The following is a 25621-nucleotide window of genomic DNA, read 5'->3' as shown; positions in this document are numbered from 1 at the left end:
ATGCATTACCCCCAAAAAGACTTGAACCAGGCCGCGAGGCGGCTGAACCAGGATGGCTGAAATGATGATCCGGCGTCGGCGAGTTCCCCGCTCGCCGGGCAAAGCTGTGCGCTGACGGTGCCGTTCAGGCTGTCCTCGGTCTCCACGGCAATGTCGGAGATCAGCGCGTAATCATCGGGAAGGCCGACGGTGTAGCTGGTGTCCATCTGCGTGGCGCGACGCGTGTCCACGGCGATGTTCCGCTGCCGCCCGTCCACATAGTTCAGCAGCAGCGAGAAGCTCTTGAAGGCGGGATTGTCACTGCGCAGGGCAAGCTGCGCCGACTGCCCCGGCGTTGTGCCGCGCGCGATATCGGTGGCGCTGAGAAGCGGCGTCAGCATCGGCGCGAGTTTATGTTTGACGATGGGGTAAGCCCCGCCGCACGCCGGCCGCAGCAGGCCCCCGCGTTCGCTGGTCGAGGAGCCGTCCGGCTTGTTCGAGAGCAGGAATTCCCAGACGATGTATTTCGGCTTCGACGTCCGGAAATCTTCCGACGTCGTATATTGCTGAATCGCAGTGAGCGGCCCGCCGCCCGTGACCGCCAGATTGACGACTGGCTTTCCCGAGAGCTTTTCGACGAAGGGTGAGAAGCTGTAGCGATCCGTCAGGGCCGTAAAGCTGGTGCCCAATATCACCACTTCGGGCGCGGCGGTGTCGCCCAGCAGGCTGTCGGCGGAGGCCTGAGGCTCTTCGGCCAGTTTGAAGCTTCGGACATACTGGCCGACGGCGGTGGTGCCGCAGATCTTGTTCAGGATCTTGGTGTAGGAATCCTCCATCTTCGCGGACGGCGTGCCGAGCAATGGCGGCGCACCCTGAGCGAGGCGCTGCGGCGCGATCTGGCGCGCGACGGCCAGCGCCGTAATCCACGATCCGGTCGTGGTCCAATGGATGTCGGACGGGCTGGTGAGATGATCGAACGGCACGTTCTGCCGCTTCGCTTCGCCCAGCACGTCCGGAATAAGTGCGCCGACAGCTCTGATCCTGTCGAGCAAGCCGCGATATGCCTCGGCCTGCACGGAGCGACCCACGCCATTGGCAAGCGCCCACTGCGGCAGATGGTCATAACCGGTCAGCGCACGCGGCGGCGGCACCACGATCACGAGTTGCGTGCCCTGCTTCTTGAGGGCGGCAGTGATCCGCTTCAGATCCTGATAGAAGGCAGGCGAAAAATCGGCGCTCCAATTGATGTCATCCTGAATGAAGAACCAGCCGGTGTCGCCCTCGATGATCTGCTTGGACGGCAGCTCATAGCTGTCGGGCTTCAGTGCCGCCGGGCAGAAGGGATAACGCTGTGGTACGGCGTCGATATAGCCGTCGCTCGGCTTGAAGAATCCCGTCTGCCCATAGGTGGTGGGCGCTTCCACTTTCTTCCGGGCGGAGGCGTTTTGCGTTAATACTAACGACATCGAAATAATGCTAGTCGCGACCATCCTGACGCAATACGAAGGCGCTGGAAATCTCATATTCTATTCCCGAATTGCGTGGAGGACCTATGCATCGCACGGCCATCAAGACCGTTACCTACCTGCTGCTCTCGTCCACTTTTTCCGCATGTGCCGCGCAGGAATGGCGACCCGCGCCGTTGTATCCTGCGCTGACGCGACCGTTGCCGAGCGAGGACAGTGAAGCCTACAGATGCCCGCCCGCACCGGCGGCGGTGGTCGATATCCAGACTGTCAGCAAATATGGGGAGAAAGCCGGAAAGCTCAATAATTCCAGCGTCGTCGATGCCGATTCCGAAGCCGAATATGTTGCCGACATCGCGCCGATCAAGGCTTACGGCAAGTTCATCGTCAACAGCGCGGACCACTATATCGAAGGCGGCAAGAGCGCCAATGCGGAGGCGCAATGTGCACTCGACTGGCTGGAGGCGTGGGCCGATGGCGGTGCGTTCCTGGGACAGATCAACCGCCAAGGCCAGTCCGTCCGCAAATGGGAACTGGGGACCTTTGCGACCACCTATCTGAAAGTGCAGTCGGCATCCCGCGACGAGGCCCAGAAAGCCAAAATCCGCAAGTGGATTAGCGAAATCGCATATAGAGCTAAAGAGGACTTCTCCACCAACCCGAAGCTGAAGAGCCGCCGGAACAATCATCTTTACTGGGCGGCCTGGGGCGTGCTGTCGGCGGGGCTGGCGACGGGCGACAAGGTGCTGTTCGACTGGGGCGTGGATCGCTACAAGTTCGCGCTCGATCAGATCCGGGACGATGGATCGCTTGAGCTGGAAATGGAGCGGCGCACCAAAGCCGCGAGCTACCACATGTTCGCGCTCGCACCGCTGATCCTGATCGCCGAAGCGGGCGAAGTGAACGGCATCGATCTCTATGCCTTGAACAAGCGGCGGTTGCAGAAGCTGATCGACCTCAACATCGCGGCGCTGGACGACATGAACGTCATCGGCGCGAAAGCCGGGTACAAGCAGGAAGACCTGTACAACGAGTCCTCGCTGGCCTGGATGGAGCCTTATTATGCGCGGTTTCATGACGTGCGTGTTGAGAAGTGGCTGAAAAAATACAGGCCGATGGGATCGACGCGCATCGGCGGGGACATGACGGCGCTGTACGAAACCGCGCAACCGGCCAGCGGCGACATCGTCAAGCAAAAGGAGTAGCCCCGGATAATGGCGTTGCCTGGCGAGCAGAAGGCGCTGGCAACGCCTTCTGCTCGCGCGCGAGATGCCGTGCACCCTCGACCAGAAGGCAGAGCGGGCCGGACAGGGCAATCGCCACGATCCACATCGCTATTAGCGAATATTGGTCCTCATTGCCGCTCCAGTAGCCGGGATAAAGCAGCGCCCACAGGACGACCGGCGCTATCGCAATGAGCGCCGTCAGCAGCGGCTCCGCACGGGACGCAGCAGGCGATACCGGCCGGACTACGCTGTAGGTGGCGATGCCGAACAGGACCGTAAGCATCAGGTCCAGCGCACCCAATGGCCCGAGCAAGGCATCGTTGCTGAGCCATTCATAGGTGCCGATCGTACCGGCCTGAAGCGCTGTGAAGCTCCCGGCTTCCGACAGCGAAGTCAATTGATCGAGCAGAACTTCGCTCGCATCCGGCGATCCCTTGGCAATGCCGATGCACAAGGCGAAAGCAAGCCAGCACAGAATGACGGTCAGCATATAGAAGCCCGCCGCATCGAGCACGGTCGCGCCCTTGTCCCCCGGTGTGCTGACCAGCCGCGCCAAGAGCAGCACGCAACCAAATCCAACTGCGACACTGCCCCCTGTCGGGTCAAGCGAGAGCATGGCGGCGGCCACCAGTGGCGTGAGCTTCAGAATGATGTCCCTGCCATCCCTGCCCTGCTTCAATAGGCGCAGGACGCCGAAGATGCTGAGCAGCAGGATCGCCATCGTAGGAATGGCCGTCAGCGATCCCGGCACCGCCAGCACCAAAGCGCTTGCAATCACCATGCACGCCGTCGCAGCGATCCGGTCGCGATGCACATCCTGCGCCCTTCCGGTGCACATCATCCAGAGGCCGACGCCCGCCGCGCCGACGAGCAGCAGCACGTTGATCCATCGCGTCAGCGGAACGCCGAGGAGGGCAATGGCGGGAAGCGTCAGGCTGCCGGCCGTGAAAAAGCCGTCGTTGCGCGATGTCTCTCGCATGTTGCCGGACAGGCGTTTGCGCTCCGCATAGCTGGCGAGCAGCGAGCAGGGTTTGACCTTCCGATCGCCAAGCACGAATTTCGGTCGGGCGATAGCGGCGACGATGCTGGTCTGCGCGGAGGCAAGCGGCATGAACTGCTGACAGTCGAGCTGCGCCCTGCCGACGAGCCACCATGGCGCGAGCGACACCGGCGTCACCGTCTCCAGCGCACCGACGTTGAAGGCGCGTTGAATAGGCGCGCCATCGCTCAGGCGGCTGGCGATCATGTTGACCATGATGCTGCCAAGCACGAAGCCGAGCAAAGCAAGCAGCAGATAGGTCCAGGCCGTGCGCCTGGATTTCACTCGTGTCGGTGCCCCGTTGATTTCGGTCATCCTCCCGCTCCGGCGATAAGCAGCGTCTCGCGGCGCTGTTGATTGACTTTCTGTTGCTCGCGCGGATCGAACTGGCCCATTTTGCGCAGCACTTCGCGAGCGGGGCCGTAGCCGCGCCGCGCCGCGTCCTTCAGAATCTGGATAGCGCGGAATTCAGAGCCGGGCGCATCGCCTTTCAGCATCAGGACGGCGGTCTGGAAATCGACGTCGTTGTTACCGCGCCCGAAGACGCTGACGATCAGGGCGTTGCCCTTGGCGGGCTGTGGAACGCTGCCGCAGCCGTCGATGTAGCAACCCGCGAGCAGGATCGACGCCTTGATATCGCCCAGTGCGGAGCCGCGTTTGTAATATTCGATTGCCTTGGCCATATCCTTGGCCGCGCCGAAGCCACTGGCGTGCGCGACGCCCATGCCCCGGAACCCGGCGGCGTTCCCGCGCGCGGCAGCGAGCTTGAAATATTGGAAGCTCAACTCCGGATCGACCGGGACGCCGTTGCCCGACGCATAGATCGCCGCCAGCGAAGCGAGCGCTTCGCCGTTGCCGCTGGCCGCAGCCTGCTTGAAGAGCGCCATCGCCTGCCGCGTGCTGTCCGGGTCACCGACCGAGAGCAGCAGCCCGCCGAGCTTCGTGCGCGCCTCCACGCTGCCGCCCGCGATGGCGGTGATGAGCAGATCCTTGGCGCGTTGCAGTTCGGTGGGGCTGGTGCCGCCGACGACCACGGCCTGCGCCGCGATGATCCGCAGATTGTTGTTGGTGCTGCCTGCATTGACGGCCCGCAGCGCCCATTCGTTCGACTGGTCGATATCGCGATCGACCACGCGCCCCTGCCGATAGATATTGGCGAGTTGCGTCATGGCCGGGATGCTGCCGCGCTTTGCTGCCTCGGTGAAATTCTCGACCGCCCTGGCATTGTCCTGCGGCATCGATCCGCCCGGCAGATAGGCCTGCGCGACTTTCGCATAGGCCGCCGCGTTGCCCAGCGCCGCCGCTTGGCTATACCAAGCGAAGGCGGCGGCTGGATTGGCTGGACCGATGGTGCCCTGCGTCTCGAAGTCGCCGAGCCGAACCTGCGCGCCCGCGCTGCCGCCGCGTGCCGCCACGCGATAATATTCCGCGGCCTGCCTGTTATCGACGGCGACGCCGCGCCCCTGCCGGTAGTTTTCGGCCATGATGTACGAGGCTTCGGACGAGCCGCGCTTGATCGCGCCCTGAAGCAGCGCCATCGCGCGCTTTGCATCGTCCTTCTTGAACCCCGGACTGAGGAGCAGTTCGGCGAGCCGGACCATGGCCCGGATCGATCCGCCTTCCAGCGCCTGTTCGTAAAAGCGATGCGCGTCCCTGATGTCGTTCTTGCCCGCGCGCTGGCGCAGCAGGTCGCCAAGGCTCACCATCGAGGACGTATTGCCCTTGGCCGCTTCGCGCCGCATCAGCCGTTCGGCAATGCGCCGATAGTCGCGCGGCTCGAACGAGCTTAAAGTGAGGCGCGGCTGGAAGCTGAGGAAGTCGGCGGTCTTGAGCGCCGCGCCCGATCGCTTGAGCGCAATCGAACGCCATAACGGGCCGACTTCGCCGCGCCGCATGTTGATGCTCTCCAGGCTTTCCGCCAGCATCGCGATGGCGGACGTGTCCCCGCGTGCGGCCATGCCCTGAAGTATGGAGACACCCTGCGATGCGGTGGCTGGCCTGCTCGCGAGTTCAAAGGCATGTTGCCGGTCGGCCTCGGCGCGCGCCTCCGGATCGTTCCGCGTCGCGGCACGGGCGGCGGCTTTCGCGCCTTCCACATCTTGCGGGGACATCGGCAGTACCGACTGACCAATATTCTCATAGCGCCGCAACGCCGCGAGGCTGGGAGAGATCGTTTCGAGTTTCTTCAGCGCGGCAAGGAAGGCGAGCCTGTCGTCCTGCGCCGCAGCCAGCCGCACGGCGTCGTCCGCTTGCTGCAACGGCGCCAGCGGGGCGACATTGTACGAATAGCCCGCCACGCCCATTGCCCCGACCCAAAGCAGCCCGATGGCCGAGATCGCCAGCAGCCGCTTCACAGCGTGGCTCCCAGCGGCCGGGGCAGATCTTCGTCATCGGCTTCCTCGTCGCGCGCTTTGTCGAGTGGAAGCGATTGCGCGCCCTTCTGCGTGGCGGCGTTCACGATTGTGTTGCCGGGGCAGGAGGCGAACGGTTTGCCGAACGCGGGGGCAGCGGAAAGCTCCCGCGAGAGATAGTTCTGCGGCACGAACGGGCAGCTATAGGGGCGCTTGGGGCGGGGGCAGCCGCTGGCGATCATGACGCCTGCCGCCTGCCGCGCGCCAAGGTCGCGTTCGGCAAGCTTCAGGTCGTTGAGGAACAGGCGCTTGGCCGGGCCGACCATCGTATTGCCCTGGACGAGCATGGCACCCATGCCGAGCATTCCCATGCCGCCCTGATGATTGTTCTTCAGCTTGTTGGAGACGGCCGCAGTGGACAGGAACTGCTCATAAGGATCGAGCAGCAGGTTACGGGCCGGAGCGCCCGGCTTCGTGATGAACTCGACGGCATAGCCCTCGATCCCGAGGTTGTGGTTGTCCTGCACCTGATTGTGGAAGATGCCGACGTCCCAGCTGTTGCGGACGGTGATGCCAGAACGACCGTTCTTGAACACGGTGTTGGACGAGATGAGGTTGCACGGACTTTCGTAGATCGAAATGCCATTGGCGTGATTGTCGAACGCGGTGTTGGCATAGAGGATGTTGCGGCCCGCATAGCGGTCCATCATCATGCCCGAGCCCTTGTTCTCGAACGTCAGATTGCCGACGAACCAGCTATCCTCGACATTTCGCGAGCCAATGATGCCGTGCTTCTTACCCGATCCATAGACGGTGTTGTACGAGAAGAGCAGCTTGTGCGAGCGGTCATGCGGATCGATCCCGTAGACGATATTGTCGCGATATTCGTTGCCCACGACCTGCACATCATTGGCTTCATAGCTGTAGAAGCCATACAGCATGTGCTGAAAGCTGTTCTCGACGAAGGTGCCCGTCGGCGGGCGAACCTGCTCGACATTGCGTTGCAGCAGGGTGACGGGGCCGTACGTCAGCGTCATGCCGTAGGCCTTGCCCGCCGAGTAGCCGAGATTGAGGAACTGACTGCCGGCAACGCGCGTGTTGGAGTTGCTCCACGCGATGTAGAAGGGCCGGAATTCGTGCTTGCTGTCGTAGGTCATTTCCATCGGCGCAGAGGTCTTCTCGCTCCATCCCGAGAGGATGGTATCGGACATGCGGAAGTTACCCGCGTTCACGATGAACGCCGCTCGCTCGGTCGACATGCGCAGCGCGGATACGTCCGAGCCGGAGAGCGTCAGCATCGCGCCCGATCCGACGAACAGCGGCGCCCGCAACGTGTAGGTGCGGCCCTTGCGGCCGAGGAAATCCCCCTGCCCGCGCAGCACCAGTTGCTCCCAAAGCTGCGGGATGGTGACGCGCCCACGACTGAGGTGGAGATAGACCGGGTGCCGCGTCCCCTGCGCCGCCATGACGATGGTCGCGCCGACCAGAGTCCAGTCGTCCTGGACCGAACGCGCGGTCAGGAATTTCTTGTTGTAATCGTTGTTCACCAGCGGAACGATGTCGAGCGCACTGCTGTCGTCAGCCGGCGCAAAGTCCCGCTTGACTGCTCCCACATCGATCGCATCGCTGTCGGGCAGGCGCGGTATGTAGTCGCCCAGGCTTTGTTGCTTCACGTCGAACGCGGCATAAATGGAGCGCTCCATCTGCGCGCCGGGAACCAGCGCCCGGTCAGCGTCGGGAATGACCGGCTGCGCGCCGCCCTTGAGCGCCTTGAAGCGGTCCAGCCGACCAGCCTGAATGCGCGCGAGCAAGTGGAACGTCCGGACGCGCGAATTGATGTCCGACATGGATTTAACAGCATAGCTGGCGGCGCGGATCGCGCCCGACTTGCCGAGTTCCAACGCCAGCGCGGCCTTGAGCGAATCACGGCTTCGGGTGTCGCCGGACGTGAATTGGCCGAGCAACCCCATCGCACCGTCGAAATTGCCCCGGTTCAGCAGGGCGACGCCGACGCTTTTCGCGACATCCGCACGCACGCCCGGGTCGGTAATCAGAGGCATCTTGCGAACTGCGCCCGACAGATCGCCCGAAGCACGGGAGAAGGCGGCGTCGGCGAAGGCAAAGCTGTCCCAATACGCAGGATCGTTGGCGGCGATGGTCTTGAGCTTCGCCTTGGCATCGCTGGCCCATTCTTTCGACATCAGGCCGCCGAGCGCCAGCCGCCCTGCTGCCTGAAGCCAGGACACCGTGTCCCGCTGCTTCGCAACGATATCGGCCGCGCGGTCGAGATCGCCATTGCGTGCCGCCAGCGCCGCTGCCTTGCCGAACATGTCGCCCGCAGTGGCGCCGCGCGCATCGTCGGCGAGTGCGACCAGTCCATCGACATCCTTCGTGCCGATATAGACTTCCGCGATACTCTTGACGGCCTCTTCCCGAAGCGTGCCGCTGTCGCCCGCCATTGCGATAAGCGTCTTTGCCGTTTCGATATTGCCTGCTTCCGCGAAACCACGTGCGGCGTAGGCGGCGGCAAGTTCCCGCGGCGCGCCGGGGGTCATGGCCGAGACTTGCGCGACGGCATTGCCGAGATAAGGCTGGGCCTGCCCATTGTAGCCGCCATCGGCGAACGAGAGGCCGATCTGCATCGCGGCGAGGGTCTTGCTGTCGGCATTGCCGATCGCCGCCTGCGCGACTTGCGCTTCGTGCATATAGCCCTTCGACAGGCCGTCATTGACGAAATGGAGCAGCGCAGCGTCACGATTTGCCGGACCTGATATCGCCAGCGCGGCATCGAGCGCATCCACGACGTTCTGGCTGCCGAGGAGATTATCTTCCACCAGCCGGAGCATGGTGTCGCGACTGCCCTTCGGGTTCGTCGACATTGCCGATGCTGCGGCGAGCGCCGTCTTTGCCTGCTTGGTTTTGAGCGCCACACTCACAGCGACGGTCAGCGCCGTATCGTTCTGGTCGCGCATGACCGGGCGCATCAGCAGCGCCCCGATCTGGCGATAGGCGGTCGTGCGCTGTCCGACGTTGCCGAGGCGGCGGGCGAGCAGAAAGGCGGCCTGCTGCGCATCCGCGTTGACCTGGGCGTGAGCGGCAAAGTAGAGCGCGAAGTCGTGCGTTACCTGATCGCAGCTATGACCCGCTTGAAGGCATTCGCGATCCACGGACGACCAGATGCGGAAGAGCCGCTCGACGCGATCGGGCGCGCTGATCTGGCCGCTCATCGTCAGCAGGCCAAGGCGTTCGGCCGCGACCTGACGCATACCCCGGTCGTCGATCAGGCCGAATGCCTGTTCCGCCAGATCATAGCCATTGGCGGCGTCGGCGGTCCGGACCTGTTTACGCACGGCGGCAATGAACTGAAGCAGATGCCGGTCGAGTGTCAGTCCGCCGCGACCGTCGATGATCTTCAGGGTCGAGAGCAGCTTTAGATGATCGTCGGCGCGATCGCCAAATCCCGGCGTCCCGGGCTTCAGGGCCGCCAGCCGCGCCTCCAGATTGCGGACGTCCGAAGGCGAAAGATCCGCGATCCCCTGCGAAGCGCCGATATTCCAGGACGGCAGGGTGCGGCCACCCTTGAGCAGCAACAGGCTCGTGACACCGGCCAGCAGGAGCAAGCCCGCTATGCCGCCGACGATGACTCGTTTGCGCCGGATCGACAGCGCCGCGATGCGCTGGCGGATGCCGAGTTGCAACGGGGGCGCCATTTCGGCGTCGGGAGGAGTGGGCATGTCCATCAGGGCCTCACAACCTTGGCAATTTCGTGGGAAGCCACAGATAGCGTTCGGGAACTTCCCAGATCACGAGCGCGGGGGGTGCGTCCTTGAATTCCGGCCCATGGAGATAGTCGGCCATCGGTTGAAACGGCCCCTTCCCCTTCTGTGCGGCGTTCAGGACATCGGTATGCAACGCGACTTTCAGCTGATCCTCGAACTGCCAGCGCGGGTCGAAGCTGTAGCTGGAGCCGACCAGCGCCACCGGAATACTGCTGTCGCCGAACAGCGCATCATCGGCGGCGACTGCGCCGTTGCCGCGCAACTCCGCGTCGCCTGTGCGGATGCGGTCGGGCGCGGGCGCCATCGACCGCGCCGACGGGAGGACCGGGAGGAAGGTCAGCAGATCGCCGCTGTGCGTCTTCGTCGCGCCCTTATTAAGGACGTAATTGCTGTTGGTCTGGTCGCTTGCCAGCGCGCCTGACTGCTTCACCCACTGCGCGATGGCCTGCGCGGCAAGGCCCGCGCCTTCGGGCGTCCAGTGCGTGTCGGTCTTGAGGAAAAGCTGCGTCTTCGTTGCGTTCGCCATGAAGGGCTTGCTCAAGTCCACGACCCCGATCCCGGCGCGACGCAGGCCGGCGATCATGTCGCCATAGACGGGCTGGAGCTTCGGCATGAAGCTGTAGCGGCCCGTGTGTTTCCCGTAGATGCGCATCTTGGCAGGCACGAGGACGACGACGACCTTGCTGCCTGCGGCCTGCAATTTGCGCGCGGCGGCGGAGATGAAGCCGATCTTTTCGCCCAGTGCGATCTTGGGCGTATCGAGCTTGACCATTTCCTCGTCAGTGAACAGCCAGCCGTCGTCGCCGACGAGAACACCGGGGCGACCTTCGCGGAAACTGAGATAGGAGAGTGTGCCGAAGGCGTCCTTGGCAGGCTGCGTCAGGATCAGCGTCTTGTCGAAATTCTTGCCATAAAGCCCCGCCCACTGCCCGTCCGCGATCGGCGCACCGAGGGCGCCGGTCCACGTTGCGGGGTTGGCTGCCGCAATGGCCGCAGCAAGCCCGAGCAGCGCAATGCCCATGAAGGCGGCGTAGCGGTCTGTCTTGTTGCCGGTGGGCAGGGTCATGCGTGTGGGCCTAGAACTGGAAATAGAGGAAGGGAGAGAAGCTGTCGGCGGAGAGCTTGGCGACGGAGAACACCAGCAAGGTCGCCCATCCGGCGGCAACCAGCGCGGGCGAGCGCGGCCATGCCTCCGGCAGGATGCGGATGTTCCAGACGCGCAATGCGCCGAGCAGGACGATGAGATAGGCGACGATCAGCATCGCGACCTGAAGCCCGCGCACCTGCCATGCGACTTCGGGCGAGAGCGCCCAGCCATGCGCACCGATCAGGCCCGCATAGACGTTGAAGGCGGTCTCGACCGTAGGCGCGCGGAACATGATCCAGCCGATCACGACCAGCAGGAACGTGAAGATCCACGAAGCAGTCTGCGCGGCGAAAAGCTGCCCGGTCTTGCCTTTGCCGAACCGGCGTTCGACCGCCATGATCGATCCGTGCCAGATGCCCCACAGCACGAACGTCCACGCCGCGCCGTGCCAGATGCCGCCCAGCACCATCGTCAGCCACAGGTTGCGATAGGTCGCGAACTCTCCGCCGCGATTGCCGCCCAAGGGAATGTAAAGATAATCACGCAGCCAGGTGGACAGGCTGATGTGCCAGCGCCGCCAGAACTCCGTGATCGAGCGACTGGCATAGGGCTGGTCGAAATTCTCGATGAAGCGGAAGCCGATCATCAGGCCAAGGCCGATCGCCATGCTGCTGTAGCCCGCAAAATCGAAATAAAGCTGCGCGGTGTAGGCGAGCGCGCCGAGCCAGCTATCGAGCGCGGTGGGCGCAGGCTGCGTGAAGCAATATTCGACCATCGGCGCGATGGTGTCGGCGATCAGCACCTTCATCGCGAAACCCTGCGCAAAGCGGATCACGCCTTCGCCGAACTTCTCGATCGTGTGGGTGCGGTAGGCGAACTGCTCGTCCAGATCCTTGTAGCGGATCACCGGCCCGGCGATCAGTTGCGGGAACAATGCCTTGAACGCGGCGAGATCGAGCAGCGACCGGGCGGGTTTGGAATCCCGGCGGTAAATGTCGACCATGTAGCTGATCGCCTGGAAGGTGAAGAAGCTGATGCCGATCGGCAGGATGATGTGATCCCATGTGAAAATGGGATGATTGGTGGTGCCGAGAATATCGTTCAGCGATTGCAGCGCGAAGTTGGCATATTTGAAATAGCCGAGCGTCAGCAGCGAAACGGTGATGCCGATGACGGTCCACCGCTTGCGCCAGACCTCCTGCCGCGCATGCTCGATCAGCAGGGCGATGCTGTACGCCCAGATAGTGACGGCCATCAGCAGCAGCAGATAATCGACCCGCCACCAAGCATAGAAGATATACGATCCGACGACGATCGTCAGCGATTTCAGCTTCCACGGCGTCACATAGTAGACGGCCAGAAACACCGGCAGAAACAGAAACAGAAAGATCGTCGAGGAAAAGACCATCGGTTCAGTCTAGTTCCCGACCGAAGCGCCGGGCGCGGTGAACACCTGCGGCGCGCCCGCCTGCGTCAGGAAAATGCCAAGGCTCGCGCCGCGGCGAAGCTGTAGCGGGGCGACGGTGCCAAGCTTCTTCGCGCCCTGATAGACGGCGAACCCGACGCGGAGCGGATTGACTTCGCGGCTGACGGAGACGCCATGGGCGACATTCTGTTGCAGGGTGATCTTGCCATCCGCGGTCTTCAGCGACACGCCGTCCATGGCGGAGAGGTTGTAGAACACGACCGTCGCCTTGCTCAGCGAGGGTTTGGGATCGGCAAATACGCGAAACTTCTCGCGGCCGAAATTACCCGCGACGAGCGAATAATAACGGCCGGCAACGAAGGGCTTGGCGACGGCCTGTCCGCCTACCTTCACGGGAATCTGGCCCTGCTTCACATGGCGATAGCCGCTGGGAAAGCCGGGCTTTGCCTGCAACGTGACTGCGCCCACCTGAATTATCGCGCCAGCGCCTGCAGGAACGACCCGAACGGCCGCCGCGTCAGAGGGCGGTGGCGGCGCATAGAGCGAGGCTTCCTGCGCCAGCACGGCAGCCGGGATCAGCCCGAGCGAGGTGCATAGCGCCAGGCGCAGACCAACTATGCGAAGCGGGACGGAGGACGTCTTGCGGTCAGAAGATTTCATGATGGCTTCCCATTCAGATGAGGCTGTGGCGATTGGTGGAAGTAGCCCCCCGGCTCCGCCCCCGTAGCTGTCCCCTGCCCCCTCAGAGACCGATCCGCAGCGTGCGGATGCGGCCCGATACCGGCTGACCGAGGCGTCCCGGCCCGACTTCCTGATCGAATTCGACGACCACCGAACCGGCCAGATCAGGCACCTTCAGGCCTGTACGCTCCAGCGTTTCCGGATCGGTGAGACCCGGCAGCAGGATGCTCTTCACGCGACCGAAGGCTTCACTGTCGTCATTGAAGAAGTTGATCGCGACCTTGTCGCCGACGCTGACCTTGCGCAGTTCCTTCAACCGGACGACCAGTGTCGTCTCCACCTTGCCGCGGACCGGCGCGAGGCTGATGATCGGCGCGGCACGTGAGAGCGGTGCGCCAAGCTGGGCGAGACGTTCGCCGACGACACAACGGCAATTCGCGACGACGTTGAGTACGGAGCCGTCTACGCGTTCCATCGAGGCGAGGATCTGATTGGGCTCGACCCGGTCGCCCGGTTTGACGGCAAAAGACGTAACCGTCGCGCTGGTCGGTGCGCGCAGCACGGTGCCGAACGGGCTGGTGACAGCACCCTCGGCCGCTACCACGAAAGTGCGGGTGTAGAGATTGACGAGCACATAGGCCGACAGCAGCACGGCCGCGACGACGAACAGAAGCAATCCGAAGTTCTTGCGGAGCGCCTCGAACACGGCGCGGCGCGGCGTCTTCTCCGCCTCGGGCATCGAGGTCGTGCGGACGCGGGCGCTGTTGTCGCGCTGAAGGACGTGGAGGATATCCCCGGCGTCGATGATCTCGCCGCTGAGATAGGCATCGCGCACGAAGTGGAGCAGCGACAATTGCTGCCAGCTCATTTGCGAGAAGGCGCCGCCGATGATGTTCTGCTGATCGTTGATGTGCCGGACGGCCAGTTCGACGTCGATGGTCATGTCGAACCCGTCGAAGTTGAAGCGCATCTGCGGCAGCAGGATGTCGCCGATGCTGACATTGTGCTCATAGTCCTTGATGCACACGCCGCCGACCGACCAGTCGGAGGTCTGGTAGACCTTCCCGTCGATGATGGCCTGCGCGGCCACTTTCATGCGGGTGTGCTGACGCTGGCTAGCCGCCTCATGGCTGATAGTTGCGGCTGTGCTCATAAATCCTCCTGGATCACTATTGGCTGAACATCAGATCGACGTTCTTCACGCTGTCGACAGTCAAGGCTCTCATGAAATTTCCAACGAAAATGATGAGAGCGAGAATGGCGAAGGAATGAACGAAGAAAGATGAGACGTTTGTATATCTTCTGAAGAAATTGCTGGCGCGGCTAGCGTTAGTCGTGTTCTGCCGCGTCCATTTCTGGCGATCGAGACGAAAGAAGATGTATGTCTTTACGATCGAACCATAGATCTGGTTGTAGTAAAGCAGGAACGGATAGGTCCAGTTGACTTCCTGCCTGACCGTCAGCAGCGCGATCGTCTGAAGGAAGCGCGTAAGAGCAACCCAGTAGAAATAGCCAAGGATCAGCGTAGGCTCGATAAAGAGGCTGGCGAGGATCGCCGCGACGAGGCCGGTCAGCGACGTCCACATCGAAATCCGCTGGTCGAAGATCGACCACCAGGTCCACCAGCTTATGTGGCGCGGTCCGAGCTTCAACGCGCGGCCATTGGTGCGCAGCATGTTGCCGAACCAGCGGACCATCAACTGCGTGGAGCCGATGAGGAAGCTGTTGTGCGGCGGATGCTCGATCGTGATGATCTTGACGTCGGGGATATACAGCATCTGCCAACGATTGCGGAGCAAGTAGAACCAGCTCGACTTGTCGTCGCCGGTCAGAAACTTCAGGCGGCCCAAGCGCCAATGGTCGATCCAGTCGACTTCGATCTGACGAATGAAATCGGCATTGGTGACGAGGTCGGCACGGAAAGCGGACATGCGACCGGTGAGCGTCAGCACGCGCTTGGCCAAGCCGTGCGAGGACATCAGGATTTGCCGCTGGGCGAAGCGCATTGAATACCACTGCCGGAAGATCTCGCGACCCTCGACCTTGCATACTTCGTCGGTGGTGAAGGCACCGGCACGCGGGTAGACCGAGAGGAAGGGCAGGCTGCGGCGAAGTGCGCCTTTTTCGAGGATCGAATCACCGTCGATGACACAGACCACCGCGCGTGGCGGCGGCTCTGCACGGGCGATGAGGCGGAACCCCTCGGCGAGCGCATCGCGCTTTCCGGTGCCTGCAATCCGGACGAACTTCAGGTCGACGAGATCATTCTCGCCCGCCATCGTCCGCAGTTGCTTGACCAGACGCTGGTCGCCCATCTCCACAAGGGACGCGACGACCGTACAGCGCAGGCCGCATTCCACGGCCTCCTGAAAGACGGAATGATAGACCTTGCGCGTCGTCTCGGTATCGATGCGGAAGCTTGTCACCATCAGGTAGACATGGCTCGGCATCGCGTCTTCGCCCGCCGCTTCCACTTTCTTGCGCATCCGCGGAAAGACGACATGCAGATACAGCATGGCCCGTGCGATATGGAGGGCCGCCCATCCATATCGCCAGATGCCGATCGTGCCGATCAGCGCCAGATAATAAGGCGACACGGGGTCGAGCCAACTCTCGTCGAGTTGGTACACGAGGGCCGCGAGCACCAGGAAATAAAGGATCAGTCCACGCAACGAAAGCGCCCCCGCCTATCGTCGGCCGATTACCAGCTCAGCCCTTCATAGGCGTCCTTCGTGCGCAGCTTGCGGTCGATGCGAACGAGGTCGACGACCGTCTTGCCTGCGGGGATGTTGCCCGGCAGCGCGCGGAAGCGATGGTCGCCATTGCCGATGACGATGGTGTCGCCATGAGAGACGACGTCCTCGACATCCTCGACCAGCAGTTCAGCGAGATGCGGAATGTGCGAGCGGATGAAGTGGAGGTTCGCGCCGACCAGCTTGGAATAGCTGACATTGGCGTCGAAGATCTTCAGGTCGTAGCCCTTGCCGTACAGCTTCTCCGCGACACTGACGAGCGGGCTTTCGCGCAGATCGTCGGTTTCGGACTTGAAGCTGAGGCCGAGCATACCGATCCGGCGGCTGGTGGCGCGCGAGGCGATCAGGTCGAACGCGCGGTCCACCTGAAGCTCATTCGACATCTGCACCGCTTCGAGCATTGGCACGCGAACATCCATCGACGCCGCCTTGTAGCGGAGGGCGCGCAAATCCTTGGGTAGGCACGATCCGCCGAATGCCATGCCGGGCTTCATGTAAGCAGGCGAGATGTTGAGGCGCTTATCGGCGCAGAGCACTTCCATCACTTCATGGCCATCGACATCGGCCGCCTTGCAGATGTTGCCCATTTCGTTGGCGAAGACGATCTTGGTCGCGTGCCAGCAGTTGTTGGCATATTTGATGGCTTCGGCGGTGCCGATCTCGACCACGCGGACTTCGCCGATGATGCCCTGGTTCAGTTCCCGCAAACGATCGACAGTGGTGTCGTCCATCTTGCCGATGACGATGACTTCGGGTTCGAGATAATCGGCGATGGCCGTGCTTTCGCGCAGGAATTCGGGGTAGATGGCGACGCCGAACTGCTTGCCCGCTTCCATGCCCGATGAACGCACTAGCGAAGGGATGACGGTGCCAGCCATCGAACCAGGTAGCATGGTCGAACGCATCACGATTGAGTGGAAGTCGCCCTTCTGCGCCAGCGCCGCGCCGATCTGTTCGCAAACGGTGACGACATAGCCGAGATCGAGGTTGCCGTTCGGCAGGCTGGGCGTACCGACGCAGACAATGGAGAGGTCGGTGTTGTGGATGGCGTCGGCAACATCCGTGGTCGCCCGCAGAGTGCCATTGGCGACGGCGCTGGAAATGAGTTCGGGCAGGCCCGGCTCGACGATCGGCGCCTTCCCTGCGTTCAGCAAGTCCACTTTCGCGGCGTTGTTGTCGACCGCAATGACCTCATGGCCACTCTTGCACAGGCAAGCCGCCGTGACTGCGCCCACATAACCGATTCCGAAGACTGATACCCGCATAATGCCCCCAATATGGACCTAGCAAAATCGTACAGGTTGGATCGCCCCGCTGATGTGCGGTTTGCAATCGAATCTGTGCGTTAAATCCACTAGTACTGTATCTTATTGCGTAAAGGCAAATTTCTTTTTGCGGTTGCGAACAGACTTCTTGTCGAATTTCCGCAGTGTATCAAATGGAAACGGATGCAAATTGATCTATTAAGGTAGCTATCCATTTGATTGTAAATAGAACATTCTGGTTTTAGAAGGTTTTTCAGCTAAATATTGATCTTTCCCTGTGCTGCGTTTCAGATTCCCGCAGCTGCACATAAATGGTTAATTGCGCAAATTTAGCTTTGCGTGATGTGATTAACGCAACCTTACCTCCGATCATCGCAATCGTCTTGGTAGCGTAACGATCTCTCTTTATTCGCGTCGCTGGGGCGGACTTGATGATCCGGCGGATTTGGTGTCGTTATGCGAGAGGGCAAATGAATTTCCCTAATTCACAGTTAAGGAAGTTCCTTGTGACGATTTAGCAGATCCAGTTGCGATTATGCACTCCAGTTGAACGGAAAGCGGTTTGGTCGCCGCTGGCTACTGGGGGTTATTCTGATGAGCATGAAGGCAAGTGGGTTCGATTTTCGGGAATGGACTTTGGCGCTGCCGGTGGACAGCGAAGGCAAGAAGGTGGGCGTTGCAGCGCAGATAAAAGATCTGCCGGTCTATCAGGGCTCGGAATATTTTCGCGCCAGTGACGATGCGCTGTTTTTTCGCGCCGTCGTCGATGGCTCGACGACATCGGGCAGCAAATATGCGCGTTCCGAATTGCGCGAAGTCAATGACGGCAAACTTGCCGCATGGAACCTGAAGCAGGGCGGCACGATGACCGCGACGCTTTCGGTGGATGAAGTCCCCACCTTGTTTGATGGCACTGCCGGAAAAATCGTGATCGGGCAGATCCACGGCAAGGACGACGAGCTGGTTCGTCTGTATTGGGACAACGGCACCGTCTATTTCAAGAACGACCGGGCGGGGCCTTCGAACAAGGAGTTGAAGTTCGACCTGCGCGCCGAGGATGGGACGACGCCGTCGATCGATAAGGGCGAGATATTCTCTTACAAGATCGACGCAGTGGGCAATACCCTGCAAGTGACCGTCTACGCCGATGACAAGGTCTATAACAGCACGACCACCATCAATGGCATCTGGCAGTCCGACACGCTCTACTTCAAGGCGGGCGTCTATCTGGGCGTCAACGAGACGCAGGGCACGGGCGTCGGCGAGGCGCGCTTCTTCGGGTTGGACTTCGGGCACAGTCGCGGCGACGGGCTGGGCGGTCTTGGCGGGCCAGTCGGCGATGTCCATGTCGGCACCAGCGGCGACGATATGTTCGACATCACGGTTGCGTCGGATATCATCCGCGAGGCTGTGAACGGCGGCACCGACAGCGTGGTCGCGCATGTCGACTATACCTTGGCGGACAATGTCGAAAACCTGACGCTGGCCGATGCCGCATCGCGCGGCACCGGCAATGGTCAGGCAAACATCCTGACCGGGCATGATGGCGCGAACTGGCTGTACGGACTTGGCGGCGACGACAAGTTGAACGGCCTAGGCGGCGACGATGTGCTGGACGGTGGCGCGGGCGCTGACCTGATGACCGGCGGCGACGGCAATGACAGCTATTATGTGGACAATGTTGGCGACAAGGTAGTCGAAACCAAATCGGCGGGCGGCACCGACACCGTGCTTTCATCCGTCAACTTCACCCTCGACAAGTTCGTGGAGAACGCGACGGCGCTGGGCACCGCCAATGTCAATCTGACTGGCAACAGCGCTGCGAACGTGCTCACCGGCAATGCCGGGGACAATGTCCTCGATGGCGGCGGATCGGCCGACAGGATGATTGGCGGCGCGGGCGACGACACCTATTATGTCTCGACCAGCGGGGACATGGTCGTGGAGAATGCTGGCGGCGGCAACGATCTGGTGATCGCCAGCGCCGGCTACACCATGGCCGACAATGTGGAGCGGCTGCTACTCGCCGGAACGACCGGCATGGGCACTGGCAATGCACTGGACAATGAGATGACCGGCAACGCCAGCGCCAACAAGCTGTTCGGCATGAGCGGGAACGACATATTGCTCGGACTTGGCGGCAACGACACGATCGAGGGTGGCGAAGGCGCGGACTGGATCTATGGCGGCGCGGGGAGCGACAAGCTTACCGGCGGCGCGGGGCATGACTATTTCGTGTTCAATACGCCTGCGTCTTCGGGCGATAAGGACAAGATCGCAGACTTCAGCGTCAATAACGACAGTCTCGTTTTCGATAATGCCGTGTTCTCGGCCCTAGGGGCGGACGGGCATCTGAACGATGGCTATTTCGCGGTGGGCAAGGCGGCGATGACGGCGGACCAGCACCTGATCTACAACAGTTCGACCGGTGTGCTGAGCTACGATGCGGATGGTTCGGGCAGCGGCGCAGCGGTGCAGATTGCGACCTTGTCCTCCGGGCTTAACCTGACGGCGCACGATTTCCTGATTATCTGATCGGACGGGAGCGCTAAACAAAAGGGCTGCCGCATCGCTGCGTCAGCCCTTTTGTCGTCCAGAGGCTCAGCCCGTTACTGGCAGGCGAGGCACTCGTCGTAATCGGTCGTCTCGCCGGTCGTCAGCTCGATCTTCTTGAGATCGGGCGTGTTGTCCGCCTCCACGCCGCCCGCGAACCCGGCACGCTGCACCGACTTGGACCGCAGGTAATAGAGCGACTTGATGCCCAGTTCCCACGCGCGATAGTGGAGCATCAGCAAGTCCCACTTGTCGACGTCGGCGGGGATGAACAGGTTCAGCGACTGCGCCTGATCGATATAGGGCGTGCGGTCGGCCGCGAGTTCGAGCAGCCAGCGCTGATCGATCTCGAAGCTCGTCTTGAACACGTCCTTCTCTTCCTGGCTCAGGAAGTCGAGATGCTGGATCGATCCGCCATTTTCCAGGATCGAGTTCCAGACATTAGTGCTGTCCTTGCTCTTGTCCTGCAGCAGCTTTTCCAGATAGGGATTCTTGATCGAGAAGCTGCCCGAGAGCGTTTTGTGCGTGTAGATGTTTGCCGGGATCGGCTCGATGCAGGCTGATGTCCCGCCGCAGATGATGCTGATCGACGCCGTCGGCGCGATCGCCATCTTGCAGGAGAAACGCTCCATCACGCCCATGTCGGCGGCGTCGGGGCACGGGCCACGCTCGATCGCGAGCTGCATCGAGGCTTCATCGACCTGACTTTTGATCTGCTTGAAGATGCGCAGGTTCCAGCTCTTCGCCATTGCGCCTTCGAACGGAATGTTGCGCGCCTGCAGGAAGCTGTGGAAACCCATGACGCCAAGGCCGACCGAACGCTCGCGGCTGGCGCTGTATTTGGCGCGCGCCATTTCGGGCGGGGCGCGGTCGATATAATCCTGAAGCACATTGTCGAGGAACCGCATGATATCCTCGGCGAAGCGCTTGTCGTCCTTCCACTCGTCCCATGTTTCCAGGTTCATCGACGACAGGCAGCACACGGCGGTACGGTCGTTGCCGAGATGATCGCGGCCAGTGGGCAGCGTAATTTCCGAACACAGGTTCGAGGTCGACACCTTCAGGCCCAGATCGCGGTGATGCTTGGGCATCGAGCGGTTCACCTGATCGGCGAAGATGATATAGGGTTCGCCCGTCGCGAGGCGGGTTTCCACCAGCTTTTGAAACAGCGAGCGCGCATCGACCGTGGCGCGGACCGACTGATCCTTCGGGCTACGCAAGTGGAATTCGGTGCCGTCGCGCACCGCTTCCATGAACTCGTCGGTCAGCAGCACGCCATGGTGCAAGTTCAGCGCCTTGCGGTTGAAGTCGCCGGATGCCTTGCGGATTTCGAGGAATTCCTCGATTTCCGGGTGCGACACGTCGAGATAGCAGGCAGCCGAACCACGGCGCAGCGAACCCTGGCTGATCGCGAGTGTGAGGCTGTCCATGACGCGCACGAATGGAATAATGCCGCTGGTCTTACCATTGAGGCCGACCGGCTCGCCGATACCGCGCACGCTGCCCCAATAGGTGCCGATGCCGCCGCCACGCGACGCGAGCCATACATTCTCGTTCCAGGTGTTGACGATGCCCTCCAGGCTGTCGTCCACCGAATTAAGGTAGCAGGAGATCGGCAGGCCGCGCCCGGTGCCGCCGTTCGAGAGCACGGGCGTCGCAGGCATGAACCACAGGCGCGAGATATAGTCGTAGACGCGCTGCGCATGATCCTGATCGTCGGCATAAGCCGCCGCGACGCGGGCGAACAGATCCTGATAGGATTCGCCGGGCAGCAAGTAGCGGTCCTGCAGCGTGTCCTTGCCGAACTCGGTCAGCAGGGCGTCGCGCGAGTTGTCCGTCTTCACATCGAACCGGCGCGTTTGAATCGTGTGTGACGACACGGCTTCGGGCTTCTCCGGCGCATCGGCCCTGGGTGCCGAAGTCTTCACATCTGCCTGTGCCGCAACGGCGTCCAGCACTTCATCCATTATCGTAGCCACGTCGCCTGCACCTGTTTCCTGACTTTCCCGAAAGTCCATTACCGTAGCCCCCGAATGTTCATGTTCCGTTCGATTCGGTCAAGTCCCCATTCGGGCAAACGCCCTGACGGCGCGACCAGCTTCAAACATGGACAGAGCCGCCCGATTGTGATGACCGACAGAAGCAAACATCCTCCTATCCACCGGGCATACCGGCGCGCTGAACACAATCTATTGGGCAACCCCCGTTGTCCTTACACAAGGGATAGTGCCACAGTCCTGAAATGGCGCAAGAGGGTAAATGACGGTTTAGGGAATCGGCCGACTGCTGTAGCGAACAACTTCTCCGTCCTAACGGATTTTCAGCAGCCGCGACGCGCGGATTTTCCTAGGCTTTTGAAAAGGCAAGAGGATGGAACGCGAACGAAAATAAATAGCTGTGGACGAGGTCGCTGTCGCCTCGTCAGTCGCGATTGCCCGACGCCTGCAGGACGGCGGAGACGGCGACTTCCCATGCGCGACAACGGCCGGCGGCGGCGGGATTGGGTTTCGGGTGGAACGCCGTCGCATTCTTGCGCATTGCGGAGGCGGCCTGAAGGTCGGTGAACAATCCCGCGCCAACGCCTGCCAGCATCGCCGCGCCGAGTGCCGTGGTCTCGATGAAGTGCGGACGCTCGACGCAGAGGTCGAGCATGTCGGCCAAGTCCTGCGCCAGCCAGTCGTTGCTGACCATGCCGCCGTCTATCCGCAGGTCCGCCCATATCGCGCCATCGGCGGCGAAGGTGGCTTTCAAGTCGAGCGACTGATGCGTGACGGCCTCCAGCGCGGCGCGGACGATGTGCGCGCGGCCAGTCGAGAAGCTGAGGCCGGTGATCGCGCCGCGTGCGTCGGGCCGCCAATAGGGGGCGCCGAGCCCGGACAGCGCGGGCACGAAGCTGACGCCGCCGTTATTGGGCACCGATGCGGCGAGGCCCGCCGTCTCGTCCGCGTTGTCTATGATCCCGAGTTCGTCGCGCAGCCATTTGACGACGCTGCCCGCGACGAACACCGATCCTTCGAGCGCGAAGCAGCGCTGCCCGCCGATCTGTGACGCAATGGTGCCGAGCAGGCGGTGCTTGGAGCGCGGCATGTCCTGCCCACAATGGGTGAGGATGAACGCGCCGGTGCCATAGGTCGCCTTGGTCTGACCGGGAGAGAGGCAGGCCTGACCGATGGAGGCGGCTTGCTGATCGCCTGCGAGGCCGGTGATCGGAATGGCTGTACCGAAGAGATCAGGCTGCGTCGTGCCGAACTGCCCTGCGCAATCCGTGATTTCGGGCAGCAGCGCCGCCGGAACGCCGAACAGGTCGAGCAATTCGGCGTCCCAGCCACCCTGCTCGATCGCCATCAGCGCCGTGCGGGACGCATTGGTCGCGTCGGTGATGTGGACGCCGCCGGTCAGGCGATAGACTAGGTAGCTCTCCACCGTGCCTACCGCGAGGTGATCGCCTAGCTCCTTCAACTGCGGCCATTGGCCAAGCGCCCAGCCCATTTTGCTGCCAGAGAAATAGGGATCGAGCAGCAGGCCGGTGCGGTCCTGCACCATCGGCTCGTGGCCCGCTACGATCAGGTCGTGACAGGTTTCCGCCGTCCGCCGGTCCTGCCAGACGATGGCAGGGGCGACGGCTTCGCCCGTGCGGCGGTCCCAGAACACCACCGTTTCACGCTGATTGGTGATGCCGATGCAGGCGATGCGATCCGCGCCGCCGACCTTTGCCACCATTTCGCGGGCGCATTCGAGGGTGAGCGCCCAGATCTCGTTGGCGTCATGCTCGACCCGGCCGGGGGCGGGGTAATGTTGCGTTAAGGGGCGTTGCGCGGTGCCAAGGCATGCGCCGTCGGGCGCGAACAACATTGCGCGCGTGGAGGTGGTGCCTTCGTCGATGACGAGGATGGGTTGGGTCATTCTTATCCTCTCGTCTTATTTCCCATTCGCCCTGAGCTTGTCGAAGGGATAAGCTGAGCCGCAGGCGAAGCTCCTTCACTGCGTTCAGGTTGGCCCTTCGACTTCGCTCAGGGCGAACGGGGCATTTAGCTTAGTATCAAAGGCCCGTGCTCCAGCTTCGGCAACACGTGCCGCGCGAACAGGTCCGCTTCGGCCGCGTGCGGGTAGCCGGAGAGGATGAACGCGTCGATCCCCTCGGCCTGATAGGCTCGCAGCTTCGCCAGCACCTGATCGGGATCGCCGACGATCGCCGCGCCGCAGCCTGAACGCGCGCGGCCGACACCGGTCCACAGATTATCCTCGACATAGCCTTCCTCGCCCGCCGCCGCGCGCAGCTCCGCCTGCCGCGTGACGCCGACCGACTGGCTGTCGAGCGACTTGGCGCGAATGGCAGCGCCGGTGTCGTCGTCCAGCTTCGAGAGCAGGCGGGTGGCCGCGGTACGCGCTTCGGCCTCGGTCTCGCGTACGATGACGTGGGCGCGATAGCCAAACTTCAATGTGCGGCCATGGCTGGCGGCGCGGGCGGTCATGTCGGCGATGATCTCCCGCACCTTGTCCATCGTGTCGGGCCACATCAGGTACACGTCGCACCCTTGCGCGGCGGCATCGCGGGCAGCGGGGCTGAGACCGCCGAAATAGAGCGGCGGGCATTTGCCGGATACGGTCGTGATCTTGGGCGGATCGAGGTTCAGCTTGTAGAACTCGCCCTGATGATCGAGGTGCTCGCCGTTCAGCATCGTCTTCAGGATCTGCATGACTTCGAGCGTCCGGGCATAGCGCGGATTGCTCTCCAGCGTATCGCCGGGCAGGTCGGACGAGATGATGTTGACGGTCAACCGCCCGCCAAGGATACGATCCAGCGTGGCGATGCGGCGGGCAAGCTGCGGCGGCCAGTCTTCGCCGATCCGCACCGCCATCAGCAGGCGGATGGTCTTCAGCATCGGCGCGATGGCGGCGGCGAAGATCGTCGTGTCGATCCCAAGCTGATAGCCCGAAGGGAGCAGGATGTTGTCGAACCCGCCGCTTTCCGCCTGCAGCACGATATCGCGGCAATGCTCCCAACTGGACGCCAGTTTGGGGTCCGGCTGCCCTAAGAATTCATAGTCGTCGTCGCACAGGGCGGAAAACCAGCTTACTTCGCAGGATGATGCACTCACGGCAGGGGTTCCTCTCTCGATGCGGTCAATACCGCGTACCAGTCGGCACGCGTCCATTTGACCTTGTAGGCGTCGGCGGCTTCGCGGATGCGGGCGGGCGTCTGCGATCCGACGATCGGTATCGGGTTGGCGGGGTGCGCCATGATCCAGCTGAACGCCGCGGCAGTGACGGAGACGCCATATTGATCCGCGACCTTCTTCAAAGCGGTGGCGACAGCACGCTCCCGCTCGCTACGGGGATCGGCGATGCGGCCACCGCCAAGGGGAGACCAAGCCATTACTGCGATACCGAGCCGCATCGCCTGATCCAATTCGCCGGACACGAGCGGGCCGAGCGTCAGCGCCGAATATTCAGGCTGCGTGCTGGCGAGGGGGACGGTCAGGAAATGGGCGAGCGCGTCGATCTGCGCGGCGGTGAAGTTGGACACGCCGATCGCGCCGATCTTGCCTGCCTTGTGGGCGTCCTCCAGCGTGCGGGCGATTTCCTGCGGGTGAGTCAGCACGTCCGGGCGGTGGATCTGCCACAGGTCGACATGCTCCACACCAAGGCGCGTCAGAGATGCGTCTATGGCGGAGGTGAGGTAGGCCGCGCTGCTGTCATAGGGCGTGCCAATGACGATGCCACCCTTGGTCGCCAGCACCATCTTGCCGCGCAGGCCCTTGTTGCCCGCGAACACCTTGCCAAGCAGCGCTTCGGATGCGCCGAACGCCTCGCCATTGTCGGGGCCGTAGATGTCGGCGGTATCGAACAGGGTAATGCCGGACGACAGCGCCGCATCGACGAGGGCTGCGGCGGCGGCGACGTCATTCCCCTTGAAGCGCCACATGCCCCAGGAGAGGCCGCTGACGGTCAGCCCGGATTTGCCAAGCGGGCGGGTCTTCGGTGGAGCGGGGAGGAAGGCGGAGGAAGTCATGAA

General features: G+C 62.3%; 16 protein-coding genes. 2 read left to right on the top strand and 14 right to left on the bottom strand.

The genetic code is table 11. The features are described 5' to 3' along the window. Window positions 1-5 precede the first annotated feature (5 nt). Window positions 6-1403, bottom strand: a complete 1398-nt coding sequence (locus C1T17_RS05560; protein WP_189338504.1) for an alginate O-acetyltransferase AlgX-related protein — start codon at window positions 1401-1403, stop codon at window positions 6-8. Between the two features lie 128 nt (window positions 1404-1531). Between C1T17_RS05560 and C1T17_RS05555 the strand changes: the two genes are divergently transcribed. Further along, complete coding sequence (locus C1T17_RS05555) at window positions 1532-2650, top strand: alginate lyase family protein (protein WP_104952589.1); 1119 nt, start codon at window positions 1532-1534, stop codon at window positions 2648-2650. Here C1T17_RS05555 and C1T17_RS05550 read toward each other — a convergent pair. From C1T17_RS05550 to C1T17_RS05510, 9 genes are all read right to left on the bottom strand, one after another. Further along, window positions 2634-4025, bottom strand: coding sequence for a hypothetical protein (locus C1T17_RS05550; RefSeq protein ID WP_104952588.1), 1392 nt, complete (start codon window positions 4023-4025; stop codon window positions 2634-2636). The two genes, C1T17_RS05555 and C1T17_RS05550, sit on opposite strands and share 17 nt — an antisense overlap. After that, window positions 4022-6064, bottom strand: a complete 2043-nt coding sequence (locus tag C1T17_RS05545; RefSeq protein WP_104952587.1) for a tetratricopeptide repeat protein — start codon at window positions 6062-6064, stop codon at window positions 4022-4024. Before C1T17_RS05545 ends, C1T17_RS05550 begins: the two co-directional genes overlap by 4 nt. Continuing rightward, on the bottom strand, window positions 6061-9801 hold the full coding sequence (locus tag C1T17_RS05540; protein ID WP_104952586.1) for a right-handed parallel beta-helix repeat-containing protein: 3741 nt from the start codon (window positions 9799-9801) through the stop codon (window positions 6061-6063). The genes C1T17_RS05545 and C1T17_RS05540 overlap by 4 nt, the downstream gene beginning before the upstream one ends. A 7-nt stretch (window positions 9802-9808) precedes the next feature. Further along, on the bottom strand, window positions 9809-10906 hold the full coding sequence (locus C1T17_RS05535; RefSeq protein ID WP_104952585.1) for an alginate O-acetyltransferase AlgX-related protein: 1098 nt from the start codon (window positions 10904-10906) through the stop codon (window positions 9809-9811). 10 nt (window positions 10907-10916) lie between these two features. Next, window positions 10917-12335 (bottom strand): MBOAT family O-acyltransferase, encoded by a 1419-nt coding sequence (locus tag C1T17_RS05530; RefSeq protein ID WP_104952584.1) that lies wholly within the window; start codon window positions 12333-12335, stop codon window positions 10917-10919. 9 nt (window positions 12336-12344) lie between these two features. After that, the gene (locus tag C1T17_RS05525; RefSeq protein WP_104952583.1) at window positions 12345-13013 is read right to left on the bottom strand and encodes an alginate O-acetyltransferase AlgF; all 669 of its coding nucleotides are present in this window, start codon (window positions 13011-13013) and stop codon (window positions 12345-12347) included. An 82-nt stretch (window positions 13014-13095) separates the two neighbouring features. Then, window positions 13096-14187: a hypothetical protein gene (locus C1T17_RS05520; RefSeq protein ID WP_104952582.1), complete on the bottom strand. Its 1092-nt coding sequence runs from the start codon at window positions 14185-14187 to the stop codon at window positions 13096-13098. A gap of 16 nt (window positions 14188-14203) precedes the next feature. Beyond that, the gene (locus C1T17_RS05515; RefSeq protein WP_104952581.1) at window positions 14204-15706 is read right to left on the bottom strand and encodes a glycosyltransferase; all 1503 of its coding nucleotides are present in this window, start codon (window positions 15704-15706) and stop codon (window positions 14204-14206) included. 29 nt (window positions 15707-15735) lie between these two features. Then, complete coding sequence (locus tag C1T17_RS05510; RefSeq protein ID WP_104952580.1) at window positions 15736-17052, bottom strand: nucleotide sugar dehydrogenase; 1317 nt, start codon at window positions 17050-17052, stop codon at window positions 15736-15738. Window positions 17053-17646: 594 nt separating this feature from the next. Here C1T17_RS05510 and C1T17_RS05505 point away from each other — a divergent pair. Next, the gene (locus C1T17_RS05505) at window positions 17647-19587 is read left to right on the top strand and encodes a polysaccharide lyase family 7 protein (protein WP_104952579.1); all 1941 of its coding nucleotides are present in this window, start codon (window positions 17647-17649) and stop codon (window positions 19585-19587) included. 74 nt (window positions 19588-19661) lie between these two features. Here C1T17_RS05505 and C1T17_RS05500 read toward each other — a convergent pair whose 3' ends face one another. The 4 genes from C1T17_RS05500 to C1T17_RS05485 form a co-directional block, all read right to left on the bottom strand. Further along, complete coding sequence (locus tag C1T17_RS05500) at window positions 19662-21623, bottom strand: ribonucleoside-diphosphate reductase subunit alpha (RefSeq protein ID WP_104952578.1); 1962 nt, start codon at window positions 21621-21623, stop codon at window positions 19662-19664. Window positions 21624-22026: 403 nt separating this feature from the next. Further along, window positions 22027-23508: a glycerol kinase gene (locus C1T17_RS05495; protein WP_104952577.1), complete on the bottom strand. Its 1482-nt coding sequence runs from the start codon at window positions 23506-23508 to the stop codon at window positions 22027-22029. 125 nt (window positions 23509-23633) lie between these two features. Beyond that, complete coding sequence (locus tag C1T17_RS05490; RefSeq protein WP_223262818.1) at window positions 23634-24704, bottom strand: LLM class flavin-dependent oxidoreductase; 1071 nt, start codon at window positions 24702-24704, stop codon at window positions 23634-23636. Continuing rightward, complete coding sequence (locus C1T17_RS05485; RefSeq protein WP_223262817.1) at window positions 24701-25618, bottom strand: aldo/keto reductase family oxidoreductase; 918 nt, start codon at window positions 25616-25618, stop codon at window positions 24701-24703. The genes C1T17_RS05490 and C1T17_RS05485 overlap by 4 nt, the downstream gene beginning before the upstream one ends. Window positions 25619-25621: the final 3 nt, after the last annotated feature.

It is taken from the genome of Sphingobium sp. SCG-1 (genome assembly GCF_002953135.1).
In the GTDB taxonomy this organism is placed as follows: Bacteria; Pseudomonadota; Alphaproteobacteria; order Sphingomonadales; family Sphingomonadaceae; genus Sphingobium.
The sequence above is the reverse complement of the archived record's forward strand: the minus strand, read 5'-3'. Positions and strand labels throughout refer to the sequence as shown.

Excerpts from the sequence above, each read along its gene's own strand:
- C1T17_RS05555 (WP_104952589.1), top strand. The coding sequence starts at position 1,532 with ATGCATCGCACGGCCATCAAGACCGTTACCTACCTGCTGCTCTCGTCC.
- C1T17_RS05550 (WP_104952588.1), bottom strand. The coding sequence starts at position 4,025 with ATGACCGAAATCAACGGGGCACCGACACGAGTGAAATCCAGGCGCACG.
- C1T17_RS05540 (WP_104952586.1), bottom strand. The coding sequence starts at position 9,801 with ATGGACATGCCCACTCCTCCCGACGCCGAAATGGCGCCCCCGTTGCAA.
- C1T17_RS05535 (WP_104952585.1), bottom strand. The coding sequence starts at position 10,906 with ATGACCCTGCCCACCGGCAACAAGACAGACCGCTACGCCGCCTTCATG.
- C1T17_RS05530 (WP_104952584.1), bottom strand. The coding sequence starts at position 12,335 with ATGGTCTTTTCCTCGACGATCTTTCTGTTTCTGTTTCTGCCGGTGTTT.
- C1T17_RS05525 (WP_104952583.1), bottom strand. The coding sequence starts at position 13,013 with ATGAAATCTTCTGACCGCAAGACGTCCTCCGTCCCGCTTCGCATAGTT.
- C1T17_RS05520 (WP_104952582.1), bottom strand. The coding sequence starts at position 14,187 with ATGAGCACAGCCGCAACTATCAGCCATGAGGCGGCTAGCCAGCGTCAG.
- C1T17_RS05510 (WP_104952580.1), bottom strand. The coding sequence starts at position 17,052 with ATGCGGGTATCAGTCTTCGGAATCGGTTATGTGGGCGCAGTCACGGCG.
- C1T17_RS05505 (WP_104952579.1), top strand. The coding sequence starts at position 17,647 with ATGAGCATGAAGGCAAGTGGGTTCGATTTTCGGGAATGGACTTTGGCG.
- C1T17_RS05500 (WP_104952578.1), bottom strand. The coding sequence starts at position 21,623 with ATGGACTTTCGGGAAAGTCAGGAAACAGGTGCAGGCGACGTGGCTACG.
- C1T17_RS05495 (WP_104952577.1), bottom strand. The coding sequence starts at position 23,508 with ATGACCCAACCCATCCTCGTCATCGACGAAGGCACCACCTCCACGCGC.
- C1T17_RS05485 (WP_223262817.1), bottom strand. The coding sequence starts at position 25,618 with ATGACTTCCTCCGCCTTCCTCCCCGCTCCACCGAAGACCCGCCCGCTT.